Source organism: Streptomyces sp. NPDC049541 (assembly GCF_044465725.1).
In the GTDB taxonomy this organism is placed as follows: Bacteria; Actinomycetota; Actinomycetes; order Streptomycetales; family Streptomycetaceae; genus Streptomyces.
This window is the reverse complement of record NZ_JBITLY010000011.1, coordinates 45,945-67,827: the sequence shown is the minus strand read 5'-3', so window position 1 is coordinate 67,827 and position 21,883 is coordinate 45,945. Positions and strand designations below refer to the sequence as shown.

Genomic DNA, 21,883 nt, shown 5'->3' with positions numbered 1-21,883 from the left:
TCTCACATGGACAGAACCACCCTACGCACCCGCGGACTCCTGGCACTCGCCACCGCGACGGTCATCGCGTTCGGCGTCGGCGCGTGCAGCAGCGACAAGAACGACTCCGCCGGGGAATCGGGCCAGGCCGGACCGGTGAACATGGAATTCTGGGGCTGGGCCGGCTACGAGAAGATCGTCGACCAGTGGAACGCCTCCCACCCGAACACCAAGATCACCTTCAAGAAGATCCCGTCGGGTCCCAAGGGCGGCTACACCCAGATCAGCAACGCGATCACCGCCGGCAAGGGCCCGTGTCTCGCCCAGATCGAGTACCAGAACATCCCGTCGATGCTCGTGAAGAACTCGGTCATGGACATCACGCAGTACGCGAGCGACAGCATGGACAAGTACGTCCCGTCGGCGGTCTCCGCCTCCAGCGTCGGCGGCAAGATCTACGGCGTCCCGGTGGACGTCGGCCCGATGGTCCTCTTCTACCGCAAGGACCTGTTCGCCAAGTACGGCATCAGCAAGCCGCCGGCCACCTGGGCCGAGTACAAGGCCGACGCCGAGAGGGTCACCGCCGCCGACCCCAGTGTGAAGTTCGGCACCGTACTCGGCGACGCCGGCAGTTTGGCGTCCTTCACCTTGCAGACCGGTCAGTCCTGGTACTCGACCAAGGGAGACAGCTGGACCGTCAGCATCGACAACCCCGGCACCCGCAAGGTCGCCTCCTACTGGCAGGGCCTGAAGGACCAGGGCCTGGTGGCGAAGACCGGCAGCGCCTGGGACCCGCAGTTCGACAAGGCCTCCGAAGCCGGCAAGGTGCTGACGTTCGTCGGCGCGGCCTGGGCCGCCGGCGGTCTGAAGTCGGACCTGAAGGACCTGGCCGGCAAGTGGCGGGTCGCCCCGATGCCGACCTGGGAGGCCGGCGACGGCAAGAGCACCAGCAGCGGCGGCTCGGCCACCTCGGTGATGACCGGGTGCAAGACGCCCAAGGAAGCAGTGCAGTTCGCCGATTTCCTGTCCAGTGACCCGCAGGCCGTGAAGACGGGCATCGAAGGCGGGCTGTACCCGGCGTCGAAGGCCGGACAGGAAGACCCGTCACTCACGGGGGGTGACCCGTACTTCGGCGGCCAGAAGGTCGGTGACGTGTACAAGGCCTCCGCCGCGCAGGTGCCCAGCACCTGGACCAACGGCCCGACCTTCCAGCAGGTCGAGACGGACTTCACCGGTGCCATCGGTCAGGGCACCCTGCCGGACGCGGTCACCAAGGTCCAGGCCTCGACGGTCGCCGCGATCAAGAAGCTCGGACTGTCGGTGACCAACGGCTGAGGCGGTTGAACTCCAGCCGCCCCGAAGGATTCCCGCGGCCGCCCGTGTCCGGCGCTGCGGGGACCTGCCCTCTGACGACGAACCGCCCAGCGAGGTTTCCATGAGCAGTCCCAGCAGCACCCGGACCGCGTCACCGCCGCGACCGGCGCCCGCGGCCACCCGCCGCGTCTCCCCCTCAGGGCGGCCGCGGCGCACCGGCCGCCGCAGCGCTTTGACCGCGTCGGGTTTCCTGGCGCCGTTCGCGGTGCTCTTCCTGTCCATGATGGTCGCGCCGATCTGTTACGCGATCTACCAGAGCTTCTTCACCGTCCATCGCGCGGGGCTGTTCGGCGGTGCGCGGACCACGGAGTTCGCGGGACTGTCCAACTACGCCGACGCCTTCAGCGACCACGACTTCATGGCGTCGATCGTTCGGGTCGTGCTGCTGGGCTGCGTCCAGGTCCCGTTCATGCTCGGCCTGGCTCTCCTGCTCGCACTCCTGCTGGACTCCCGCTCGGCCCGGCTGCGGAAAACCTACCGGCTCACGTTCTTCCTGCCCTACGCGCTGCCGGGTGCGATCGCCGCGGTGATGTGGTCCTTCCTGCTGGTGAAAGACCTCTCGCCGTTCACCGGGCCGCTGTCCCACATCGGGATCGATACCAACTTCCTGTCGCCGTCGTGGGTTCCGGTCTCGATCGGGAACATGCTCACGTGGGGCTGGACCGGCTACAACATGCTGATCATCTACTCCGCGCTGCAGACGATCCCCGCCGAGGTGACGGAGGCCGCCGCGCTCGACGGCTGCACCGGATGGCGCCTGGCGTGGGCGGTGAAGATCCCGCTGGTGCGCCCCGCGCTGGTGCTGACCACGGTCTTCTCCATCATCGGGACAGCGCAGCTGTACACCGAGCCGGCGGTGCTGGTCAGCGCTCGCATCCCGGGCGTCGACCCGAAGTTCTCCCCGATCATGAACACGACCCTGGGCATCGACGTGGGCGGCCAGAACCTGGCCGCCGCCGAGTCCGTCGTGCTCGCGCTGATCACCCTCGTGCTCTCGTTCGGATTCCTCACGTACAACCAGCGCAAGGGAGCGATGGCATGAGCGTGATCCCGGCCGTCCGGCCGACCCGACCGGCCCGCCGCGGTCCCGAGATCGCGAGCAAGGGCGTCGTCAACGGCGTGCTCGGCCTGATGGCCCTGTACACGCTGATCCCGTTGTGGTGGCTGTTCGTCTCCTCGACCAAGGCCTCGGGCTACATGTACACCGGTACGCCACTGTGGTTCTCCCACTTCGACCTGGTCACCAACATCAAAAACGTGTTCAGCTTCCAGGACGGCATCTTCTCCACCTGGCTCGCCAACAGCGCGCTGTACAGCCTCGTCGGCGCCACCGTCGGCACCCTGCTGTCGGCAATGGCCGGCTACGCGCTGTCCAAGTTCACCTTCCGCGGACGTGACAGCGTGTTCAACGTCATCCTCGCCTCGGTGCTCATCCCGGCGCCGATGTTCGCCCTGCCGTTGTTCCTGCTCATGGCCAAGCTGGACATCACCGACTCCTACTGGTCGGTGCTGCTGCCCAGCTGTGTCAGCCCGTTCGGCGTCTACCTGTGCCGGATCTTCGCCGCGTCGTCCGTCCCGGACGAACTCCTGGAGGCCGCACGGATCGACGGAGCAGGCGAACAGCGCACCTTCTTCCGGATCGCCCTGCCGCTGATGTCCCCGGCGCTGGTGACCGTCTTCCTGTTCCAGTTCGTCGCCATCTGGAACAACTACCTGCTGCCCTCGCTCATGCTCAACACCCCCTCACTGCAGCCCGTCACGGTGGGCCTGGTGCAGTGGCGCTCGGAGTTCGCCAACGGAGTCCCGCTGCTGCTGCCGATCACCGGTGCGTTCCTGTCACTGATCCCGCTGCTCGTCGCCTTCGTCAGTCTCCAGCGGTTCTGGCGCAAGGGCCTGACCGCAGGCTCCGTCAAGTAACGCGTTCGCCGCCGCACGCCCATCCTGAACCGCAAAGGACCACTGCATTGCCCCGCGCCCACGTCATTCTCGACAAGCAGGCCGTCATCGCTCCCGTCCGACGCCGCACCTTCGGCTCGTTCGTCGAACACCTCGGCCGCTGCGTGTACACAGGGCTCTACGAGCCGGAACACCCGAGCGCGAACGGCGACGGATTCCGTATGGACGTCGTCGAACTGGTCAGGGAGCTGGGCACCAGACCGTCCGCTACCCGGGCGGCAACTTCGTCAGGCCACTCAGGTCACGCTCGATGTGCGCAGCCTTGGCTCCTCGCGGATCCTGGAGGGCGGTCACACTCGCTGACAAGGATGCGTATGCGAAGAACACACTCACCGAGCGGAACCGCGTGACCCCGCACGCGAACCCGAGCGCGATCCTGTCCGACGGGCTGCTCAGCATCGAGTTGCCGCCGGTGTCGTGGACCGCAACTGCGCTGGGCTGAGTACTGCGCCCCACGTACCGGATCAAGCGTGCGCAGTTGCTACCGCGGGCAGTACGGCCTCCGGTGATTCGGGCAGGGTTGGTTTTGACGAACGACGCCCGCTCGCCGGCGAGGAACTCGACTGCGTCGGCGATCTCCTGAGGGCGAGCCAGGCGGCCCAGCGGGATCGGCACGGTCATCTGGGCGACCTCGGCTCGTGGCCGCCGCCAGTAACGCAACTCGTGTGTGCGCTCGATCCGGTGTTGCTGGTTGCCGGTCAGGCCGGCAGTACGAACGGGGGGTGGGTGCCGTTGAGGAAATAGTCCCCGGCGTCGCGGAACTGGTGGGCGACGGGCCTGTGCAAGGTGTGGGCCCGGGCGTTGCGCCAGAAGCGGTCGAGGCCCAGCCGCGCGGATGCGGAGCGGGAGCCGACGACGTCCAGGACGCGGCTGGTGGATTCCTGCGCGGCCTTGGAAGCGGCGGCCTCGGCCATCGTGACCTGAACCGAGATGTCGGCGTACTGCTCGTAGGTGAGGTCTTGGCCGCGTGCCAGTCCTCCGTGGACGGCTGCCAGTGCCTGATCGGTGAGTGCGGCGGCGGAGCGGGTGAGGATCGTGAGTTCCCCGTAGGTGGTCAGTACGTGCGGATCCTGGGGAGAGCCGTCCGGCCAGGCCGGGTGCCAGGTCGACCGGCCCGCTCTGCTGTACTCGCGCGCTTCGGCGAGTGCGCCTTCGGCGAGGCCGAGAAGGAGTTGGACGGAGAGGAGACGCCCGATCGGTGAGGCCAGAGCGGCCGACGGTGAAAGTACGTCGTCGTCGGCGGCAAGGGAGCCGAGCACGTCGTGGACGGTGACGGGCACGGCGTCGAATTCCACGTCCCCTCCGGCCGCCAGCCGCTGTCCGAAGCCTTCCGCGGCGTCGATTCTCACGCCGGCATGGGCGGGAGTGACGACGACGGCGACTGGTTCGCGATTGCCGGCCCGCTCGGCCCGCACCACGAGGCGGTCGGCGACCAGAACCCCGGTGGCGTAGCTCTGTCGGCCATCGAGTACATAGCCTCTGCCTTTCCTGGTCAGGACAAGCGGGAGACCTTGAGCGGCGAGACCTCCTCCCCAGCACCACTGCTCCGTCGCCGACAGCCGTTCGATCCGAGTGGCGAGGTCAGGTTCGGTGAAGGACCGGGCACTCCATGACAGGAAGTAGTGCGTGCCCAGCAGTTGGGCGATCGCGGCGTCGGTGGATGCGATCTCCCGGACGACTGCGTACGCGGTGGGCCAGTCCGCGCCGCCTCCGCCGAGTTCGGCCGGTATGAGCAGGGTCAGCAGTCCGGATTCACGGAGTCCGGAGACCTCGCCGAAGGGGGCCTTGCCCGCATGGTCCCTGGCCGCCGCGTCGGTGGCGAGGTCGTCCGCCGTCTCACGGGCCACATGCAGCCAGTGGGCGCGGCCGGGCCCCATCTGGTCGGACGCCGGGGCGGGTTGGGACGGCATGGTGGCAACGCCCATGGTGGGTGGTCTCCTCAGGATTGTCGGTTGGCGTGGTGTATTCCTCCGCCGGGAGGACCGGCAGCTATTCCTAGTAATCCGATAGGAATTATAGGGAATGTGCCCACGGTGGGGTGTGCCTGGTGGAGTCTGTGAGATCGCCCCTGTCTCAAAAGTGATGTGAATAAACCGGGGTGAAACCCTCATTTTTCGCCGTGGGTTGTGTCGGCAGGTGAGACAGTTCCTCGCCGAGCAGGGGGAACCGGGCGGCATCGTCGACTCGACGAGGATCTTCCCTCCGAGATGCTGCCGTTGGACAGGCAACCGTCGACCGCGGGAGGGCGCCCGCGAACCCGCCGCCTCGGTCAGTTCCTCGCGGACGGCGCCTGCGCGGCGATCGAGGTGAGCAGCAGGTCGAGCGCGCCTTCGAAGGTGTTCAGGTCGGCCTGGGCCACCAGATCGGGACCCGCCTTGGCGATGGCGGGATAGGTGCCGGCGTCGACGCGGGCGTACGTCTGCGCCCACGCCGACCGGTCAAGTTCCTGCGTCTGCGGGCTCAGGGCCGCTGACGCCGCGTCGAACGCGGAGAAGGCGAGCACGAAGTCGGCGTAGACCCTGTAGTGGCGGACGGCGTCGGCGACGGTGAACCCCGCCGACTCCAGGGCGGCCAGGATCGTGTCGACCATCTTCAGCTCGCGGGCGCGGCCGGTGGTGCGGGTGGCCACGAGCAGGGCGACCTTGGGATGGGCGAGATAGGCGCGGTGGCCGCGGATCGCCAGGTCGTGGAGGATGGTCAGCCAGTCCGCGGCCGGGTCGATATCGGTCAGGGCGTCGCCGATCAGGCGGTCGGCGACGGCGAGGAGCAGGTCGTCGACGTTGCGGAAGTACCGGTAGATCGCCGTCGGGTCGGCCTTCAGTTCGGCTCCGAGGTTGCGCACGGTCAGCGCTTGCGGGCCCCGGGCGTCGATGAGGTGCAGTGCGGCGTCGACGATCACGTCCGCGGAGAGCGCGACGCCGGCACGGGTCGTGGTGCTGCGCTTTCGCCGTCCGATGATCCGATCCGGAGATGTTGCCGCCTCTTCGCTCGCCATCGGGCCATTCCATCACGCCGGTTCACAAGAATGTTGCGTCAACGGCGTTGACGCAATAATCCGGCGGCGCTTTCATTGGGGCACCTCGCCGCCTCGGCGGCTCTCTCCGCGGATCACAGCTGGAGGCATCCATGCCAGAGATGTCCGCCGACGCAGCGCCGTCGGCCTCCACCACGAAACTCCGACAGGTTCTCGGCCCGGTGGACGGGGCGGTCATCGCCATGTCCAACACCGCCCCCACCATGAGCATCGGCATCGGCATGGGCGTCATCGCAGGCATCGTCGACGGCCGTACGCCGGCGATCGTCCTGCTGGCCTTCCTTCCGATCCTGGGAATCGCCTCCGCCTACGCCCGCCTCAACCGGGTCGAGCGCAATCTCGGCAACGGGTACGTGTGGGTGGGCCGGGCACTGAGCCCCTTCCTCGGTTTCCAGGTCGGCTGGATCCAGATCGTCGGCTCCACCCTGTACTTGGCGTACGGCAGCCAGGTGTGCGGATCGATGCTGTTGCGGTTCGCCAACGAGGCCCATCTGCGCTCGGCGTTCGGGCTCGCCCTCGACCCGCTGTCCATCTCGCTGTCGACCGTGCTCGGCGTACTCGTCCTGCTCCTGGTCAGTTACGCGGCGATCCGGGGCGCGGACGTCGCCGCGAGGTTCCAGACCTATCTGATCGTCTTCGAGTACGCCGTGCTGCTCGGCTTCTGCGGCTACGCCCTGTTCGCCGGTCACCACGCCTTCAGCCTCGGCTGGTTCAACCCCTTCGGGTTCGACTCGGTGAGTGTGCTCGCCGCCGGTCTGGTCGTGTCGGTCTACATCTTCTGGGGCTGGGACAGCGTGTTCGCGGTCACGGAGGAGACCCGCGACCCGCGGGACGCCGCGCGGGCCGGATACTCCTCGCTGTTCCTGATGCTCGGCATGTTCCTGCTCGCCGCGGTCAGCTTCGGACGGATGTTCAGCGTTCCGGAGATGGCCGCCCACGCCCCGCAACTGCTGCCGTACCTCGGCCAAAGGCTCGCCTCCGAACCGCTGGCCGCGCTGCCGCTGCTCGCGCTGCTGTGCTCGTCGGTGGCCTCACTCCAGGCGGGCGTCCTGCCGGTCGCCCGCAACGCCCTTGCCATGGGCCGTGACCAGACGCTGGGCCGGATCTGGACCCGGCTGCACCCGACGTACGCCACTCCGGCCATCGGCACCCTCCTGGTGACCGGCATCGCGGCCACCCTTGCGAGCCTGGCCATCGGCATCGGCACCCTGAACCAGGTGGTGGCCGCCGCGGCCACCTCGATCGGCACCCTGGTCTCGCTCTACTACGCCCTCTGCGGGCTCGCCTGTGCGGTCCGCTTCGCCGACCAGCTGCGGGCGGGGGTGCTCCCGGCACTCCGGGACGTCGTGATCCCGGCGCTGTCCGCGGTGGTACTGCTCACCCTCGGCGGCTATCTGACCTACCACAACTGGACCACCAGCCCGTCGTTCGCCCTCGACGCCACCAACGGCCGGTTCCTGGCCTCGGTGCCGGTCGCGATCCTCGTGGCGGGCCTGTGCTTCTCGGCTTGGGCGAAATGGGGCCGCCGCGCCGCCTTCTTCCGCGGTGCCATCGGCGAAACCCCTGCCGGCCTCGACCCGGCCGAGGTACCGACGGCCGCGCCCGCCCAGGCCGGCTGATCCCCCTCCGCACCCGCACCCGTACCCCCTCCACGTCAGGAGCACGATGCCCCTCTCCGCCGACCTCGTCTTCGTCAACGGGACCGTCCACACCATGAACCCGGCCCTCCCGCACACGGACTCGGTCGCCGTACGCAACGGCCGGATCGTCGGCCTCGGGCGCGCCGACACCGACGAACTCACAGGCGCCCGCACCGAGATGGTCGACCTGGACGGCGGCACCCTGATCCCGGGATTCCAGGACGCCCACATCCACGCCGTGCACGGAGGTCTCGAACTGGCCAAGTGCGACCTGACCGGATCGACCGACGTGCCGGAGTATCTGCGACGCATCGGCGCCTACGCCGAGGCACACCCCTCCGCGGAGTGGATCACCGGCGGCGGCTGGTCCCTTGAGGCGTTCCCCGGCGGGCTGCCCACCGCCGCGCTGCTGGACAAGGTCGTGCCCGACCGGCCGGTCTTCCTCCCCAACCGGGACCACCACGGCGCCTGGGTCAACTCCCGCGCACTGGCCCTGGCCGGGATCACCGCGGCCACCCCCGACCCGCACGACGGGCGGATCGAGCGCGCGGCGGACGGCTCACCGACCGGGATGCTCCAGGAGGGCGCCGCCGACCTCGTCGGCCGGTTGGTGCCCCCGCCCACCGACGGCGAACTCCTCGACGGCCTCCTCCGCTCGCAGCGCATGCTGCATTCCCTGGGCATCACGGCATGGCAGGACGCTCTGGTCGGATCCGGCCTCGGCGGCCCCGACATCCTCGGCACCTACCGCGAGGCCGGGTCGGCCGGCGTACTCACCGCACGGGTGCGGGGTGCGCTGTGGTGGGACCGCGGCCGTGGCGCCGAGCAGATCGACGAGTTGCTCGATCGCCGTGAGCATGGCAGCGCGGGCCGTTTCACGGCGGGCACCGTCAAGATCATGCAGGACGGGGTCGTGGAGAACCGGACAGCCGGCCTTCTCGCCCCCTACGCGCACCACTGCGGGCAAGAGACGGCCGGACTGAGCTTCGTCGACCCCGTCGCCCTGCGCTCCCATGTCACCGCCCTGGACCGGCTCGGCTTCCAGGTGCACTTCCACGCGCTGGGCGACCGCGCCGTACGCGAGGCGCTGGACGCCGTCGAGGCCGCGCGGGCCGCCAACGGCCCTTCCGGCAACCGGCACCACCTGGCCCATCTGCAGCTCGTCCACCCCGACGACATTCCACGGTTCAGGGCACTGGACGCCGTCGCGAACATCCAGCCCCTGTGGGCCGCGCACGAACCCCAGATGGACGAGTTCACCATTCCGGTCATCGGCCCCGAGCGCGCCCGCCGGCAGTATCCCTTCGCCGCGCTCCGCGCGGCGGGCGCGAGGCTGGCCGCCGGCAGCGACTGGCCGGTGACCAGCCCAGATCCGATCAGCGGCATCCATGTGGCGGTCAACCGCATCCTGCCCCACTCGACGGCCGAGCCGTTCCTGCCGGAACAGCGGATCGCCCTCGACGCCGCCCTGGCCGCCTACACGGCGGGATCCGCCTGGGTGAACCACCTCGACGACACCGGTTCCATCGTCGTCGGAAACCTCGCCGACCTGGTCGTCCTGGACCGCGACCCCTACGCCGGGCCCCCCGAGGAGATCGCCTCGACGAAGGTCACCGCCACATACGTGGAGGGCTCGGCGGTTTACACGGCACCCTGACGTCCGAGGCAAGGGCGCACAATCTGCCCTCCTGCGGACCTTGATAAGCGTTCATACGAATATTTGCGGACGGTCACCGCCGGCCTCACCCTCCCGTGGAGTTCGGGCGTCGTTGGGAGTCACGTGAAACGGGTGAAGACGCTCAAGAGGGCGATGTACGGCCGAGCTTCATTGGAACTCCTCCGGACCCGCATCCTCACCCAGCCCTGAGATTCACGGATCAGGGGCGGGAACAGGGATCGTTCGGGCAGGGGACCTGCCCGAACGTCCGGAGCGTCGGTCAGGGCTGGATGTTCTCCAGGTCCTCCAGAAGGCTGGGGTGTTTGGGCTCCCAGCTGAGCGCCTGCCGGGTGTACGCGCTGGAAGAGGGCTGGTCGCTGGCGAAGATCTGGCCGAGGGGACCGAAGGTCTCCACCGGTACCGACTCGACCGGCAGGCCCAGCCGTCGGCCGATGACCGTGGCAATATCGCGAACCTTGTCCCCCTCGTCGGCCACGGCGTGCCAGGAGGTACCCGCTTCCGCCTGTTCCAGGGCGAGCCGGAAGAGGACGGCCGCGTCGAACGCGTGGACGGCCGGCCAGTGCTGTGCGCCGTCGCCGGGGTAACCGGACACTCCGGTCCGGCGTGCGATGTCGGTCAGCAGGCCGGCGAATCCGCCGGAACCCTGGTTGTGAACCGTGCGCGGCAGGCGTACGGCGCTACTGCGGACCCCGCGCGAGGACAGGCCCAGGACCGACGTGACCGTACGGCCGCGACCGCCGACCGGCCCGTCGGTGGGCACCGGGTCGCTTTCGACGGAGGCGCGGCCCGGCACGGCGGGCGTACCCGAGACAGTGACGAAGGGACGGTCGCTGCCGACGAGTTCCTCGCCGAGGGCCGCGAGGGCGGCACCTTCTTCCGCGACCGACTTCGCGAGGGTGTCGGGGCTGCTGAAGGCGTGGTCGAACGCGAGGTGGATCACCCCGTCGGCCCGGGCGGCGCCGGCGCGAAGGGTGTTCAGGTCGGCCAGGGCTCCCCGGAGGGGCTCGGCGCCGGCCGCCTCCATGGCCTGCGCGGATGCGTCGGAACGGGCGAGTGCGAGGACGGTGTGGCCGTTGTTGAGCAGTTCGGCGACGACAGCGGAACCGATCAGACCGGTGCCGCCGGTGACGAAAACGCGCATGGGAAACCCCCCAGAAGTGATGGGACTCTTGTCCCATCACTCTACGCGGTGATGGGACAAGAGTCCCATCACTTAGGATGGTGACCATGGGTAGATGGGAACCAGGCGCACGTGAACGCCTCGTCGTGGCTGCCGTCGACCTGTTCACCGAGCAGGGGTACGACGCCACGACGGTCGCGCAGATCGCCGAGCGCGCAGGAGTCACCAAGAGCACCTTCTTCCGGCACTTCCCCGACAAGCGCGAGCTGCTGGTCGCCGGACAGGAGACGCTGAGCCGACTGCTGGCCGAGGGGATCGCCGACGCGCCCGCCGGCGCCAGCCCGCTCGAGGCGGTCGCTGCCGGTCTGGAGCGCGCGTCGAGCGCGATGGGCCCCGTGAGCCGCGAGCTCGCGCCTCGTCTCAAGGCGGCCGTGGCCGCCAGCGCCGAACTTCAAGAGCGTGACGCCCTCAAGAGCGTCAGCCTCGCGGCCGCGATGACGACCGCTCTGGTCGCCCGCGGCATACCCGATCCCACCGCGGCTCTGGCGGGCGAGCTGGGCGTCCTCGCCTTCAAACGGGGATACGCCCAATGGTCCGAGGGTGACCGTGACGGCAAGGACGAGCTCGCCGTGTACACCCTGGCGGCCCTCGACGAACTACGTGCAGCGAGCGCCTCGCTGGGCTGACCGGCAACCTCACCGCCGTTCACGGAGCTGCGGCCAAGCCATTTTCATGAAGCCCCATCATGGGTTGAGGCTTCGACACCTCTCCCAATGGCACAGGGGGTTTGTATGTTGGAGCCCTTGCTTCAGCCTCGCAAGCGTCACCCGGTAAGTGGCCATGGTGAAGACGTTCCGTGAACAGAAAGGGAACCGGATTCCACGGGCTGGTGGCCATTCGGGGGAGCGGCCCGCACTCCGCCCCGATGGAGCTGTGACGACGGTATTTTGAGCGGACGTCAATCTGGCATTTTCAGGGGGTAGTTGGTCATGCGCAGAATCGTGAAGGTCAGAACGATGGTGATGGCAGCCGTCGCCATGGCCGCCCTGGGAGCGACTTACGCGGGAGCTGCTGCGAATGCCTCGCAAAGGGTCGCTGCGTCCGCCGCTCCGGGGGATGTCTACAAGGCGACGGCAGTGCACTCCATCGGGACGACGGACACGCAGGTCGTCGCTCTGTCGCTCCCTGCCGGGACGTACACCCTGACCGGTTCCGCCTTCCTCATTTACGCCGACAAGGGGAATTGCAGGATCACCGGCGGCCCCAACATGACCACGCCTCGCGGCAGCGGCTACAACGAGGCTTCGCTGAGCGCCACGGGGACGGTCACCCTGGCGGCGGCGGGAAAGGTCCAGCTGCTGTGCAACAGTGAGAAGGTCCTTGCCGCGCCACAGGATCCCGCGGCCAACGGCACGCTCGTGGCCACCAGGGCCGGGCTTTTCGTGGATCAGGGAACCGGCGCGTAGTAGTCCCCGGGCGCCGCAGCCACACTCCAGTCACGCCGACGCGGCGCTGTCACCCGGAGGCCGGCGCAGCAGGTGCAGACGGATGACGGCGGAGACGACGCTCCGCCGATCGCCTGCCACCAGGCGGGGATCCATGTCGAGGACGTACTGCTGCAATCCGATCCACGAGTCGATGGCGCTCACCGTGCCCCGACCGAGCTTCCCCTGCGGGGGCGCTCCTTCCCGAGGGTGGTCTCGGTGAGATGTCATTGGGCGTACGGCAGCCCGGGCCGAGTGAGGAAGAGGAGGCGTCCCTGGTCCGTCCGGAGCCTGAGCGGTAAGAGTCCGGGACGCCCGCGCTGCCGACCTCCCGGTGCGCGGCATAGGTAAAACGGAACTGGGTGCGGCTCCTCTGAAGGGAAGCGCTGTCGACTCGGAGGCGAGGAGAGGCCCTCCGGACGGCTCAAGAGCAGGCGGCTTCTGGAAGCGAGGACCGACCGGAGGGGTGCCCTTGCAGCAGCACGCCGCAACTATGCGCACACCTTGAAGAACGCTTCCGCCGCCGCCCGCCCCGGCTAGTGTGATGCGCCAGAAATCCTGAGGGTTAGTTCTGCTCTGTTGACATGTCGCATCCTGGGCCTTCTGCTGTGGAGACCACGCTGTCCGTGGCCGAGCGTGCCGAGTTGGTGCGCCGGACGGAATTGCCGCATCGGCACTCGGCCGAGAAGGCCCGCATCATCCTGGCGTGCGCTGACGGTATGTCAAACGCGGCTGTGGCGCGGGTCGTCGGTGTCCAGGCCAGGACGGTGGGCAAGTGGCGGCGGGCTTTCGCCGCGGAGCGGATGGCCGGGCTCGGGGACGCCGGCTGGATCGGCCGGCCGAAGGCCGACCTGGTCCTGGACGATGCTGAGCGCAGGCAGTTGACGCAGTGGGCGCGGCAGGCGAAGACCGCCCAGTTCCTCGCGCTGCGAGCAAAGATCGTGCCCCTGGTCAGGTATGTGTATGTAGATCTTGGTCGACCAGGAACGTAGCTCCCTCATGGATAATTGATCAATGGCTTTGAGGTGAACTTGAGGCCCTTCTTTTTGATGTCCTGTCAGAAGATGCTGAATTTAGTCAGAGATTGTCCGGTGTGCCCTGCAATGCTTCATCCAATGGGTGGGTTGCCGCCGGCATTCGGCACCACTGGGCGGCATCGTTTTCTCGCTCGTGCTCGGTTGGGCGCTCTGGAGACAGGAGCTCTTCCCGCAGGTCGGTGTCAGCGCCAGCTCGTAGGCCGGAGGTACCCAAGAGCTGACGCTGTTATTGGGACGCCCAAGACGCTCCGCCCGGTCTGGAAAGCGGGCGGTGCGTCCCCGGCTACGGGCCTGCTCGATGGTGCGTGGCGTGATGCCGCCCCACTGAGCGAGAAGCTGACAGTGCGCGGCAGTCCGGTCGTCGCTGGCGGGCACTTCCAAGTTTGAGCGAGGCGGCGGTCAGGAGACTGTTGCGGCTGGTGGGGTCCATCGGCGGGTGCGGGGCGTGATGCTGGTGATGCCGTAGTCCTTCTTGAGCTGTTCGGGGATGGCGTAGTGCATGACGCGTCCGCGGGTGAGGGAGGACAGCTCGAAGACGGTGGTGAGGTGGCCGAGACGGTCCAGGACCCAGGCTCCGAGGGGGGAGTGGTCCTCGATGGTCTCCAGGACGCCGAGGAGGTGGGGCACGGCCTTGACGGCGGTGTCCCACGGGGTGTGCGGCACGTTGAGCCAGTCGGCGCAGGTGTCGCCGATGAGGTAGCGGATGAGTGCGGAGACGATCGGGTCGAAGAAGGTGCCGGGAACGATCTCCTCGTAAAGGTTGATGAGCTGCCGGGTCAATTGCGCGCCCTCTTCGGAGGGTCCCATGTGCCGGATCATGTACTGGTCGAGGAACTGGCGGGCCTCGTCGAGCGTCTTGGGAACGGCCCTCTGGTCGACGCCGAGCATGGCTCCGACCACCCGCCATGCGTAGTAGTAGGCTTCCGCACCTTCCTCTGACATGTGGATGTGGAGGCGGTGGAGGCTGTCCAACACGAGCAGGGAGAAGAACATCTGCCCGCCGATCATGTCTTCCTGGCAGATCGGTACTCCCAGCGCGTCGGCGTTCCAGCGGTTCTCGCGCGCCAGGTGGTGGCGGATGGAGGCGTGCAGGAGGCGGACCTTCTGGGCGGCGGGGATGAAGCGGCTGCCGGCTTCGAAGGCGTCGGGCTGCATCAGGTAGACGGTGAACTGGCCCGTCTCCGCCATGCGTTTGGAGGGGTACTTGAGCCCGTGGGTGGCCGACAGCAGCTTCGCCACGTGCGGTACGACGTAGCAGGCGGGCATGGAGGCGAAGGACAGCGCGGTGGAGATGTGCACGTTGTTGTCGATGAAGAACAGCCGGGCCTTCTCCATTTCCGACCAGTCCACCCAGGACGGCGGGGTGCCGGTGGCCTCAAGGTACTCGCGCGCCACGTCCGGCAGACCCTCTGGAAGGGGAGCGCCGGCGGTGGAGACATAGCGCATCAGGGTGTTGAACGTGCCCACCTGGCCGCGTTCGAACAGTGCGGCGACGGTGGCGTCGGCGAGTTCGTCACCGACCTGCCGCAGGGCGTCCAACGATGCCTCGGTGCATGTCATGGCGGGCTCCTTGTCTTCCGCGGGATCGTCCATGAGCGGCCGGGGGCAACGGCCGGACATGCCAGTGGGGTTGCGCCACATCGGGTGCAAAGGGTCAAGAGAGGCGGTCCGCCGCCGACTGCGCCAGCGCGGTCAGGGCAGCGCCGGCGTGCGTGGGGGCATCCAGCTCGTGAAGCGCGCGGAGCGCCTCCTCGACCCGTGCGCTGATCATTTCCTCGACGCGGTCGGGTGCCTTCAGCCGGCGCATCACCTCACGGACCGCGTTCAGAGCAGCCGCGTCCGGGCGGCGACGGCCCAGCAGGGCGTGCAGCCTCTCGCGGTCGTCGTCGCCGGCGAGGCGCCAGGTCTCTGCCAGCAGCGCGGTGGGGCGGTGGCCGCGTACGTCGTCGGCGTTGGCCTTGCCGGTGCGTTCCGGGTCTCCGAACAGGCCGAGCAGGTCGTCCCGTAGCTGGAACGCCTCGCCCAGCGGCAGCCCGTACGCGGAGTAGCCCTCACGCAGCCGCGCGCCGGCCCCGGCCAGAGCACCACCGATCAGCAGGGGCTGCTCGACGGTGTATTTGGCGGTCTTGTAGCGGATCACCTTCAGCGACGCCTCGGTGTCCGGACCGGCTCCGCTACGGAGGATCTCCAGACACTCGCCCGCGATCAGCTCGCGGGCCATCACCGCCCACAGAGGGCGGGCGCGGGCGAGGTACGCGGCGGGCAGGCCGCTGGTGGCGAACAGCTCCCCGGCGAGTGCCATCAGCAGGTCACCCACGAGCATCGCCAGCGACCTGGCGGCGGCATCGGTGCGCGGGCGACGTCGCACGGCGCCGCGCAGGGTGACGTGAGCCGTGGGTCGCCCGTGCCGCAGCGGGCTGTCGTCGATGAGGTCGTCGTGCACGACTGCGGCGGCGTGCACCAGCTCCATGGACGCCGCCGCCCGCACCAGCGCGGCGCTGTCGGGCTGTCCCACCGCGCGCCAGCCCCAGTAGCAAAACGCCGCCCGCAGTCGTTTGCCGTCCGCGGCCGCGGCCTCCAACTGCTCGGCCACCGGGGCAAGGAGCGGATCGATCGAGGCGAACAGGTCGGCCTCCTGAGCGACGAACCGGCGCACCACCTCGTCGACACGCATCTTGAACGCGGCCTGCTCCCACCGGTCAGTCATCAGCAGCGGACTTCCGAGCCAGGGCGTGCCGAGCCAGGACCTCCAGGTGGGCTGGCGGGACGGCCGCGTACCGGTCCAGCACCAGGCGCCCCCGCGCCGCGAGGTCGTGCTCGGCCTGCGCCGCCAGCTCAGCAGCGTCCGAGCGGCGCAGCAGCCCCCGCACCGTCCCCATGGCCGAACCCAGCGTGCTCACCGCCAGATCGGCCAGCCCGGCCACCAGCAGCACAGCCTGCTCGTCCAAGCCCTCGCGCCGTCCCACTTCTCGCGTCATGCTCTTCCCCCACCCCCAGCACATCCCGGCGGCGCCGGTCACGGGCCGTCCGTTCGAGCATCGCGTCCGCCTGGGCGCGAACACGGAAGAACTCACGATCGAGTGATCACATCGATCGGCCGTACGGACCATTGCTGTTGCAGTTCCGCGCCCCTTGCCCTGCACATTCCCCTGTGTTCTTCGTGGGACCGGTGTCCCGTCGCATTCCAGTTGGCAGGAGACAAGGCCCTGACCTGGAGGGCTGCCAGCTGGTGCGAAAGTTCGGTGCGGTGTCATTCTCGAATGAGTTGGCCTCCGCAGAAGGGTCACGTGGCCGGCGGAGGTGCCGGTTCGGCGGGGTCGTTCCACCAGACGAAGACCTCGGTGCTCGGCTGGCGTTCGGAGAACCGGTCCGCCGGGGAGACCTCTCGCAGCAACCGACTCAGGTCTGCCTCGAATTCTTCGCGGCGCGTGCCGAACAGATGCGGAGCCGAGAACGACATCGAGAACACCCCCGCGACGACGTCGTCACCCGTGCGTTCCAGCGCCTGTCCGCCGGGAACGACATGGCGCTGCGGCCCGGCGAATCCCGCCCGGGCGAGTACCGCGGCCTCACCTCCGGGTGTTCCCTGCGGCAGCACGCCCCGGCCGGCTCGTCGGACCGGTCCGAGGTAGTGCCTGACCAGTTCATCAATCGCCGCATAAGGCACCGCCGGATGGGGAAGCCCCTCGACGGTTCGGGACTCCGTCTTCAAGTCGGAGATGTGCACCAGCGCTCCGCCTGGCTGGAGCATGTTCCGGGTGGTTGCCGCCACCAGGTCGCGATCCATCCAGTGGAAAGACTGGGCGAAGGTCGCGACGGTGAACCTTCCAAGACCCGCTGGCAGGTCCTCGGCCCGGGCCTGGACCCACTGCGCTTTCCCGGTCACACCGCGCGTGGCGGCTTCGCGAGTGGCTTCGGCGATCATTCCGCGGTCCGGGTCCACGCCCACAATCTCGCTGAACAAGTGCGCCAGGCTCAGGGCGAGGACGCCCGGTCCGCATCCCACGTCGATGAGGCGTCCTCGCCCGTCAAGTTTCAGCACCTCGGCGAGCACGTCCGTCAGCCCAGGGGCGTAAGGGAGCCTTCCGCGCCGGTAGTAGGTGGCTGTGCCCGAGAACAATGTGTCGTCCCATTCCCAGTCGGCAGCCATGTGCACCCACCACCCTTCACGGAGATCACGTGTCTGTCCGGCGGCCCGATGATTCCATGGCTTGATCGGATTTAGACACTTGGTGCAGGACGTGGATCAGGCGGCAGGCAGAGGTGCCGGTAGAGGGGTCTTGGGTTCCGATCGTGGTGTAGACCCGTGAGAGACGGCGGCGCAGCTCGGCTGTGGTCGCCAGGTAGAGCTCTTTCGGTTCGAGGCTGTGCGCGGGCGGATCGAGGACGAGTTCAGTCAGCACGACGGTCTCGGGGAAGGCCGCCAGACGGCGGCGGTCGGCGAGCGGAATCCCTCTGCTGATCGGACCTGCGGCGATGTGGTTGAGCCGCCGGGTTCACTCGCCTCCGACGTTGACCGGGATGCCGGACTGTCGCTGTCGTTCTCCTCCTGGCCGGCGGCGCGTTCGCGGCCGGCGAGCCAACTTCCGACGGCTGTATCCAGCGCGTCGCCGTCGATGCGTGGGAGGACACGACGCACGGTGGCCTCGGCCGGGGCGACGGGGCCGCGGCCCGGCTCCCGGCATGGGCCACCGAGCCGGGCCAGGACGTTGGGCGGGGCGTCGGCGGCCCACTCCGCGATCGCGGACAGGGACTTCTCTCCGGCCAGGACCGCGCACGCGGCCAGGGAGAGGACGAAGGCGAGCGGGTGGCGTCGGCCCTGGTCCCGGCAGGGATCGGGCACCTGAGCCAGGCAGGTCAGCAGGCCGGGGAGATCATCGGGGACGGTCGGCGCGGTGTCGGCGAGTTGGCCCAGAGGGCGCGGGATGAGCGAGGATGAGCAGGCAGGCACGGGAAGTCGTGCCTGCCTCCGCGTCAGCCCCCGCCGACCACCCCGCAGTCCTGCCCCAGCTCCTGAAGCCCCATCAACCCGGATGCACCGCCGGAACGACGACGCCCTGCCCGCGTACCCCGTCGGTCACCGTCATCGTGGCGCCGACGGGGTACGCCCGTCACCCGCGAGCGGAGTGCGACTTCAGCGGATGCGGTGCTTCTGCCAGAAGGGGCCGAGGTCCCTGTGCGTCATCGACTGTGCGGCCTTCTTGAAGTCGACGGTGGTGGAGACGCCGTACCAGTGGTCGTGGGCATACTTCTTGATGAGGCGCGCCATGGTGCCGGCCCCGAGGACGTGCTCCAGGTCGGCCAGGACGCAGGGGCCGATCCCGTACACGACCTGGAAGTACTCGCCACGGTGTGTAGACCAGTAGGTCATCGAGTTGGTGAGCGCGGCGGTGGCGCTCGGCCAGGAGTCGTCCGGCGAGCACTCGAACCCATCCCAGCGGTAGTAGCGCGCGTTGGCGTACTGAGCGAAACTCTCGTCCAGCCAGGGTGAGTTGTACTCGTCGTTGCCCACGATGCCGTACCACCACTGGTGGGCGATCTCATGGACGGTGGCGCCGCCCTCCTCGTCGGTGCCGAGGATGACCAGGCCGGGGTACTCCATGCCGCCGGCGAACCCGGGGGTCATCACGAGGTCTATCTCGCCGTACGGATAGCGGCCGAACTCCCTGCCGAACCGGTCGACGGCGGCGACGCCGTCCTTGCGGTTGAGGCGGACACCGGCGGCGGGCGTGTTCGGCGACCAGTACGACTTCACGCGCACGCCGTCGGGCGAGGTCTGGGTCGCGGTGCGGAACGGGCCCACCGCCCAGGCGAAGTCCCGCACCCGCTTGGCGAGGCTGTGGGTGACCGTACGCCCGGTACCGCCGGGGCGGGTCCATGTGCTGCCGGTCGCCGGGACCTTGAGGGCGGACGGGTGGTCGAGGCGCACCCGGAAGTCGCTCACCAGGGTGTAGAAGCTCTCGCCGTACGACACATACGGATCGAGGTGCCACCCCCTCGCGTCGTGCACGGCGAGGACCGGCAGCGCGTTGCCCAGGAAGCGGAACGCGCCTTCGCGGCCGAAGCGGTTGTTGCGTGCGGGCACGGTGAGGGCCACGTCGAAGGAGACGGCCGTTCGCTCACCGCGTGCGAGCGGCCTCGGCAGAGCGATGCGCAGCGCCGTGCACTTCACGCCGGGGCGGCCCGGAGTGCCGCCGCGCACGTGGGAGACGCGGACGGCGGACGGTCTTCCGGATGTCCCGCAGCCGTCCTCGCCATTGCCCCACAGGCGTATGTACACCTCACGCAGAGGCCGGCTGGAGGCGTTGCGGAAGGACACCGTCTGCCGGCCCGCCCAGTGGGAGCCGTCGGCGTCGGCGCGCAGCTTCACGTCGTAGCTGGGGCGGTCGGGCGTCGCGGGTTCGGCCGCTCTCACCGCGGCGCCGGGCGCCGGGCCGGACGGCGTGCCGGCCTCGGCCACGGTGGAGCCTGCTGTCGCGAGCAGCGCGAGCAGCGCGAGCAGGGCGACCAGCAGACGGCGACCGGTTCTTGAGGGGCCCGTCGGCGACGAAGGCATGGCAGACGACATGACAGTTGACATGCCAGCGGATCTTGTCACAGGGTCCCCCACGGCCGACACAGGCCCGCGCGAAGAGGGGAGGTCGGTCCGCTCGGGCGGCGAAAATGCCAGGGGACACAGGGGATGTTCGCTGTACGTTGGCGCACAGTAAGGATCCCGGTTCAACCCATCCGCAGTTCATCCCCTTCCATGAGGCCTGGCCACGTGCTCCTGGCCATCACCACCACCGGCACCCCCGAACGCCCCGCGACCGATCTCGGCTACCTGCTGCCCAAGCATCGCGACAACGCGCAGACGTTCTCCACCTCCTACGGCACTCTGTAGGCCGCGTGCGCGGTCCTGGCCGGAGCGAAGTCCCTGTCCGCGATCGCGGAGTGGGCCGCCGACGCCCCGCCCAACGTCCTGGCCCGGCTCGGTGGCCCATGCCGGGAGCCGGGCCGCGGCCCCGTCGCCCCGGCCGAGGCCACCGTGCGTCGTGTCCTCCCACGCATCGATGGCGACGCGCTGGATACAGCCGTCGGAAGTTGGCTCGCCGGCCGCGAACGCGCCGCCGGCCAGGAGGAGAACGACAGCGACCGGCGGCCCCTGCCCTCCCTCGCCGTGGACGGCAAGACCGTGCGCGGTGCCCGACGCACCGACGGCACCCCGGTCCATCTGCTCGCCGCGATGACGGGGACCGGCCTGGTCACCGCCCAGCGCGAGGCGGACGCCACGACCAACGAGATCACCGTCTTCCAGCCCCTGCTTGCCCCGCTCCACCTGCACGGCACGGTGGTCACCTTCGACGCCCTCCACTCGCAGACCGCCCAGGCGGGCGTCATCTTCGCCACACCCTGCGACCGACTCCGCCTCTCGGTTCGGTCGGGGTTGGTCACAACGGAACTGTCAGGAGCGTGCAGCGCACGGGGGTGGCGTGGGCGGGGTCGAGGGCGTTCAGGACCAGTTGGTAGACGTTCGGGTCGTACGGGCTGCCCAGGTGGCCGGTGAGTTCGAGCGGGCACACGTTCTGGAGCAGGATGTTGTTGACGGTGGCGCCGGGTCCGGCGGTGAGGAACTGGTGCGTGTACGGGGTGACGACCTCGTCGAGTTTGGTGACGATGTTGGTGTAGGTCACGCCGGGTTCGGTGTCACCCTTGGCGTAGAGCTGCCGGAACACCGGGGAGCCGACGGTCTGGTCCTTGACGGCGGGGCTGTCCAGGCCGAGCGGTTTGCCTGCGCGTCCCGCCGCGTCCAGGACGGCGTCGAAGAGGTGAATCAGGCCGAAACGGAAACTCATCGCCGGATCCACCGGTCGATCGGTACCTCTTCCTGTCGTGACCTACTCACCCTCGCCCTCCCGCTGCCCCTGGCCCTTCGCCCCCTCTGGACTGCCAAGACGGCGTCGCCCGGTTCTTCATGCAGCAGGGCACCGTCTGCGGCACGGACGTCACCAACCAGGACATCACCTACTCAATCGAAAGACACTGTTCTGGTATCCGCCGTCGGCTCAGACCTTCGTCACGCTGGGGTGCGAGGCGGCGAGCTCGTCGAGCAGGCGTCTTCCGCCGGTGGGTCGTGCACCGAGGCTTTCTTGCCGTCGTCGATGCCCTGACTGGACTCAGCGACATTCTGAAGTTCTCACGCTCTGCGCATCGATCACAGCAGCCCACGGGCCGCAGGTCTGCCCGCGCGCGGCGGGCCTTGCCGCGCAGCAGATCGTGCACCCGCTGAGTAGTGCCGTCCACGTCCCGCTTCGAGTAGTAGTCGTAGACGGTCTGGTACGGAGGGGAAGTCGTGCGGCAGGTACTCCCACGGGATGCCCGTGCGGTTGACGTAGAGGATGGCGTTCACGAGCTCCCGCAGATCGTGCACCCGTGCCGCGGTTCCCGGACCGGTGCGAGCGGCCCGCCATGCCACGGACACGGGCTCGAACAACGTCCAGCGGGCGTCCGAGACGTCACTGCGATCAGGGCGCCGAGAGCTCACGAGTCACGCAACGACCCACCGTCGCCACAGTCACTGCGAACGCCCCAAAACACCTGC

At 68.8% G+C, this 21,883-nt stretch carries 22 protein-coding genes and 3 pseudogenes; 11 read left to right on the top strand and 14 right to left on the bottom strand.

Annotated features, from left to right (window positions below):
• Nucleotides 1-6: 6 nt before the first annotated feature.
• From ACIBW9_RS33750 to ACIBW9_RS33735, 4 genes and pseudogenes are all read left to right on the top strand, one after another.
• Nucleotides 7-1,314 carry an ABC transporter substrate-binding protein gene (locus tag ACIBW9_RS33750; protein ID WP_398960823.1) on the top strand — a complete coding sequence of 436 codons (1,308 nt, stop codon included), beginning with the start codon at nt 7-9 and terminating at the stop codon, nt 1,312-1,314.
• A 100-nt stretch (nt 1,315-1,414) separates the two neighbouring features.
• Nucleotides 1,415-2,395 (top strand): carbohydrate ABC transporter permease, encoded by a 981-nt coding sequence (locus tag ACIBW9_RS33745; RefSeq protein ID WP_398960822.1) that lies wholly within the window; start codon nt 1,415-1,417, stop codon nt 2,393-2,395.
• Nucleotides 2,392-3,270, top strand: coding sequence for a carbohydrate ABC transporter permease (locus ACIBW9_RS33740; RefSeq protein WP_398960821.1), 879 nt, complete (start codon nt 2,392-2,394; stop codon nt 3,268-3,270). The genes ACIBW9_RS33745 and ACIBW9_RS33740 overlap by 4 nt, the downstream gene beginning before the upstream one ends.
• A 47-nt stretch (nt 3,271-3,317) precedes the next feature.
• Nucleotides 3,318-3,550: pseudogene (locus tag ACIBW9_RS33735) on the top strand (alpha-L-arabinofuranosidase); the annotation flags it as partial.
• On the opposite strand, the gene ACIBW9_RS33730 reads toward ACIBW9_RS33735, so the two are convergent.
• From ACIBW9_RS33730 to ACIBW9_RS33720, 3 genes are all read right to left on the bottom strand, one after another.
• Entirely contained in the window at nt 3,517-3,930 is a 414-nt protein-coding gene (locus ACIBW9_RS33730; protein WP_398961014.1) for a hypothetical protein, read from the bottom strand. The pseudogene ACIBW9_RS33735 and the gene ACIBW9_RS33730 overlap by 34 nt on opposite strands.
• Before the next feature lie 77 nt (nt 3,931-4,007).
• Nucleotides 4,008-5,234, bottom strand: coding sequence for an acyl-CoA dehydrogenase family protein (locus ACIBW9_RS33725; protein ID WP_398960820.1), 1,227 nt, complete (start codon nt 5,232-5,234; stop codon nt 4,008-4,010).
• Between the two features lie 344 nt (nt 5,235-5,578).
• Entirely contained in the window at nt 5,579-6,304 is a 726-nt protein-coding gene (locus ACIBW9_RS33720; protein WP_398960819.1) for a TetR/AcrR family transcriptional regulator, read from the bottom strand.
• Between the two features lie 131 nt (nt 6,305-6,435).
• Between ACIBW9_RS33720 and ACIBW9_RS33715 the strand changes: the two genes are divergently transcribed.
• Both ACIBW9_RS33715 and ACIBW9_RS33710 read left to right on the top strand, forming a co-directional pair.
• Nucleotides 6,436-7,962 carry an APC family permease gene (locus ACIBW9_RS33715; protein WP_398960818.1) on the top strand — a complete coding sequence of 509 codons (1,527 nt, stop codon included), beginning with the start codon at nt 6,436-6,438 and terminating at the stop codon, nt 7,960-7,962.
• A gap of 46 nt (nt 7,963-8,008) precedes the next feature.
• The gene (locus tag ACIBW9_RS33710; RefSeq protein ID WP_398960817.1) at nt 8,009-9,640 is read left to right on the top strand and encodes an amidohydrolase; all 1,632 of its coding nucleotides are present in this window, start codon (nt 8,009-8,011) and stop codon (nt 9,638-9,640) included.
• A gap of 280 nt (nt 9,641-9,920) precedes the next feature.
• Here the strand turns inward: ACIBW9_RS33710 and ACIBW9_RS33705 are convergent, their stop codons facing one another.
• Nucleotides 9,921-10,802, bottom strand: coding sequence for an SDR family oxidoreductase (locus tag ACIBW9_RS33705; protein WP_398960816.1), 882 nt, complete (start codon nt 10,800-10,802; stop codon nt 9,921-9,923).
• 86 nt (nt 10,803-10,888) lie between these two features.
• On the opposite strand from ACIBW9_RS33705, the gene ACIBW9_RS33700 reads away from it, so the two are divergent.
• Both ACIBW9_RS33700 and ACIBW9_RS33695 read left to right on the top strand, forming a co-directional pair.
• Nucleotides 10,889-11,467 (top strand): TetR/AcrR family transcriptional regulator, encoded by a 579-nt coding sequence (locus tag ACIBW9_RS33700; protein WP_398960815.1) that lies wholly within the window; start codon nt 10,889-10,891, stop codon nt 11,465-11,467.
• Between the two features lie 303 nt (nt 11,468-11,770).
• On the top strand, nt 11,771-12,247 hold the full coding sequence (locus tag ACIBW9_RS33695; protein WP_398960814.1) for a hypothetical protein: 477 nt from the start codon (nt 11,771-11,773) through the stop codon (nt 12,245-12,247).
• 30 nt (nt 12,248-12,277) lie between these two features.
• Here ACIBW9_RS33695 and ACIBW9_RS33690 read toward each other — a convergent pair whose 3' ends face one another.
• Nucleotides 12,278-12,430, bottom strand: a complete 153-nt coding sequence (locus ACIBW9_RS33690; RefSeq protein ID WP_398960813.1) for a hypothetical protein — start codon at nt 12,428-12,430, stop codon at nt 12,278-12,280.
• A gap of 419 nt (nt 12,431-12,849) precedes the next feature.
• Between ACIBW9_RS33690 and ACIBW9_RS33685 the strand changes: the two genes are divergently transcribed.
• A complete protein-coding gene (locus ACIBW9_RS33685) occupies nt 12,850-13,257 on the top strand; it encodes a helix-turn-helix domain-containing protein (protein ID WP_398960812.1) in 408 nt (135 codons plus the stop codon).
• Between the two features lie 444 nt (nt 13,258-13,701).
• On the opposite strand, the gene ACIBW9_RS33680 is transcribed toward ACIBW9_RS33685, so the two are convergent.
• The 7 genes from ACIBW9_RS33680 to ACIBW9_RS33650 form a co-directional block, all read right to left on the bottom strand.
• On the bottom strand, nt 13,702-14,862 hold the full coding sequence (locus tag ACIBW9_RS33680; protein WP_398960811.1) for an oxygenase MpaB family protein: 1,161 nt from the start codon (nt 14,860-14,862) through the stop codon (nt 13,702-13,704).
• Between the two features lie 94 nt (nt 14,863-14,956).
• Nucleotides 14,957-16,009 (bottom strand): polyprenyl synthetase family protein, encoded by a 1,053-nt coding sequence (locus ACIBW9_RS33675; RefSeq protein ID WP_398960810.1) that lies wholly within the window; start codon nt 16,007-16,009, stop codon nt 14,957-14,959.
• Nucleotides 16,002-16,280: a polyprenyl synthetase gene (locus tag ACIBW9_RS33670; RefSeq protein WP_398960809.1), complete on the bottom strand. Its 279-nt coding sequence runs from the start codon at nt 16,278-16,280 to the stop codon at nt 16,002-16,004. Before ACIBW9_RS33670 ends, ACIBW9_RS33675 begins: the two co-directional genes overlap by 8 nt.
• 305 nt (nt 16,281-16,585) lie before the next feature.
• Complete coding sequence (locus tag ACIBW9_RS33665) at nt 16,586-17,452, bottom strand: class I SAM-dependent methyltransferase (protein WP_398960808.1); 867 nt, start codon at nt 17,450-17,452, stop codon at nt 16,586-16,588.
• Between the two features lie 25 nt (nt 17,453-17,477).
• A complete protein-coding gene (locus ACIBW9_RS33660; protein ID WP_398960807.1) occupies nt 17,478-17,705 on the bottom strand; it encodes a hypothetical protein in 228 nt (75 codons plus the stop codon).
• Nucleotides 17,699-18,253 carry a transposase family protein gene (locus ACIBW9_RS33655; RefSeq protein ID WP_398960806.1) on the bottom strand — a complete coding sequence of 185 codons (555 nt, stop codon included), beginning with the start codon at nt 18,251-18,253 and terminating at the stop codon, nt 17,699-17,701. The genes ACIBW9_RS33660 and ACIBW9_RS33655 overlap by 7 nt, the downstream gene beginning before the upstream one ends.
• Nucleotides 18,254-18,436: 183 nt before the next feature.
• Nucleotides 18,437-19,882 carry a M1 family metallopeptidase gene (locus tag ACIBW9_RS33650; protein WP_398960805.1) on the bottom strand — a complete coding sequence of 482 codons (1,446 nt, stop codon included), beginning with the start codon at nt 19,880-19,882 and terminating at the stop codon, nt 18,437-18,439.
• A 183-nt stretch (nt 19,883-20,065) separates the two neighbouring features.
• Between ACIBW9_RS33650 and ACIBW9_RS33645 the strand changes: the two are divergent.
• Both ACIBW9_RS33645 and ACIBW9_RS33640 read left to right on the top strand, forming a co-directional pair.
• Nucleotides 20,066-20,179 (top strand): annotated as a pseudogene (locus tag ACIBW9_RS33645) (hypothetical protein); the annotation flags it as partial.
• Nucleotides 20,180-20,197: 18 nt separating this feature from the next.
• Nucleotides 20,198-20,848: pseudogene (locus tag ACIBW9_RS33640) on the top strand (ISAs1 family transposase); the annotation flags it as partial.
• Here the strand turns inward: ACIBW9_RS33640 and ACIBW9_RS33635 are convergent.
• Nucleotides 20,733-21,137 carry a hypothetical protein gene (locus tag ACIBW9_RS33635; RefSeq protein ID WP_398960804.1) on the bottom strand — a complete coding sequence of 135 codons (405 nt, stop codon included), beginning with the start codon at nt 21,135-21,137 and terminating at the stop codon, nt 20,733-20,735. The pseudogene ACIBW9_RS33640 and the gene ACIBW9_RS33635 overlap by 116 nt on opposite strands.
• Nucleotides 21,138-21,496: 359 nt before the next feature.
• Nucleotides 21,497-21,826 carry a transposase gene (locus ACIBW9_RS33630; protein WP_398960803.1) on the bottom strand — a complete coding sequence of 110 codons (330 nt, stop codon included), beginning with the start codon at nt 21,824-21,826 and terminating at the stop codon, nt 21,497-21,499.
• Between the last annotated feature and the right edge of the window lie 57 nt (nt 21,827-21,883).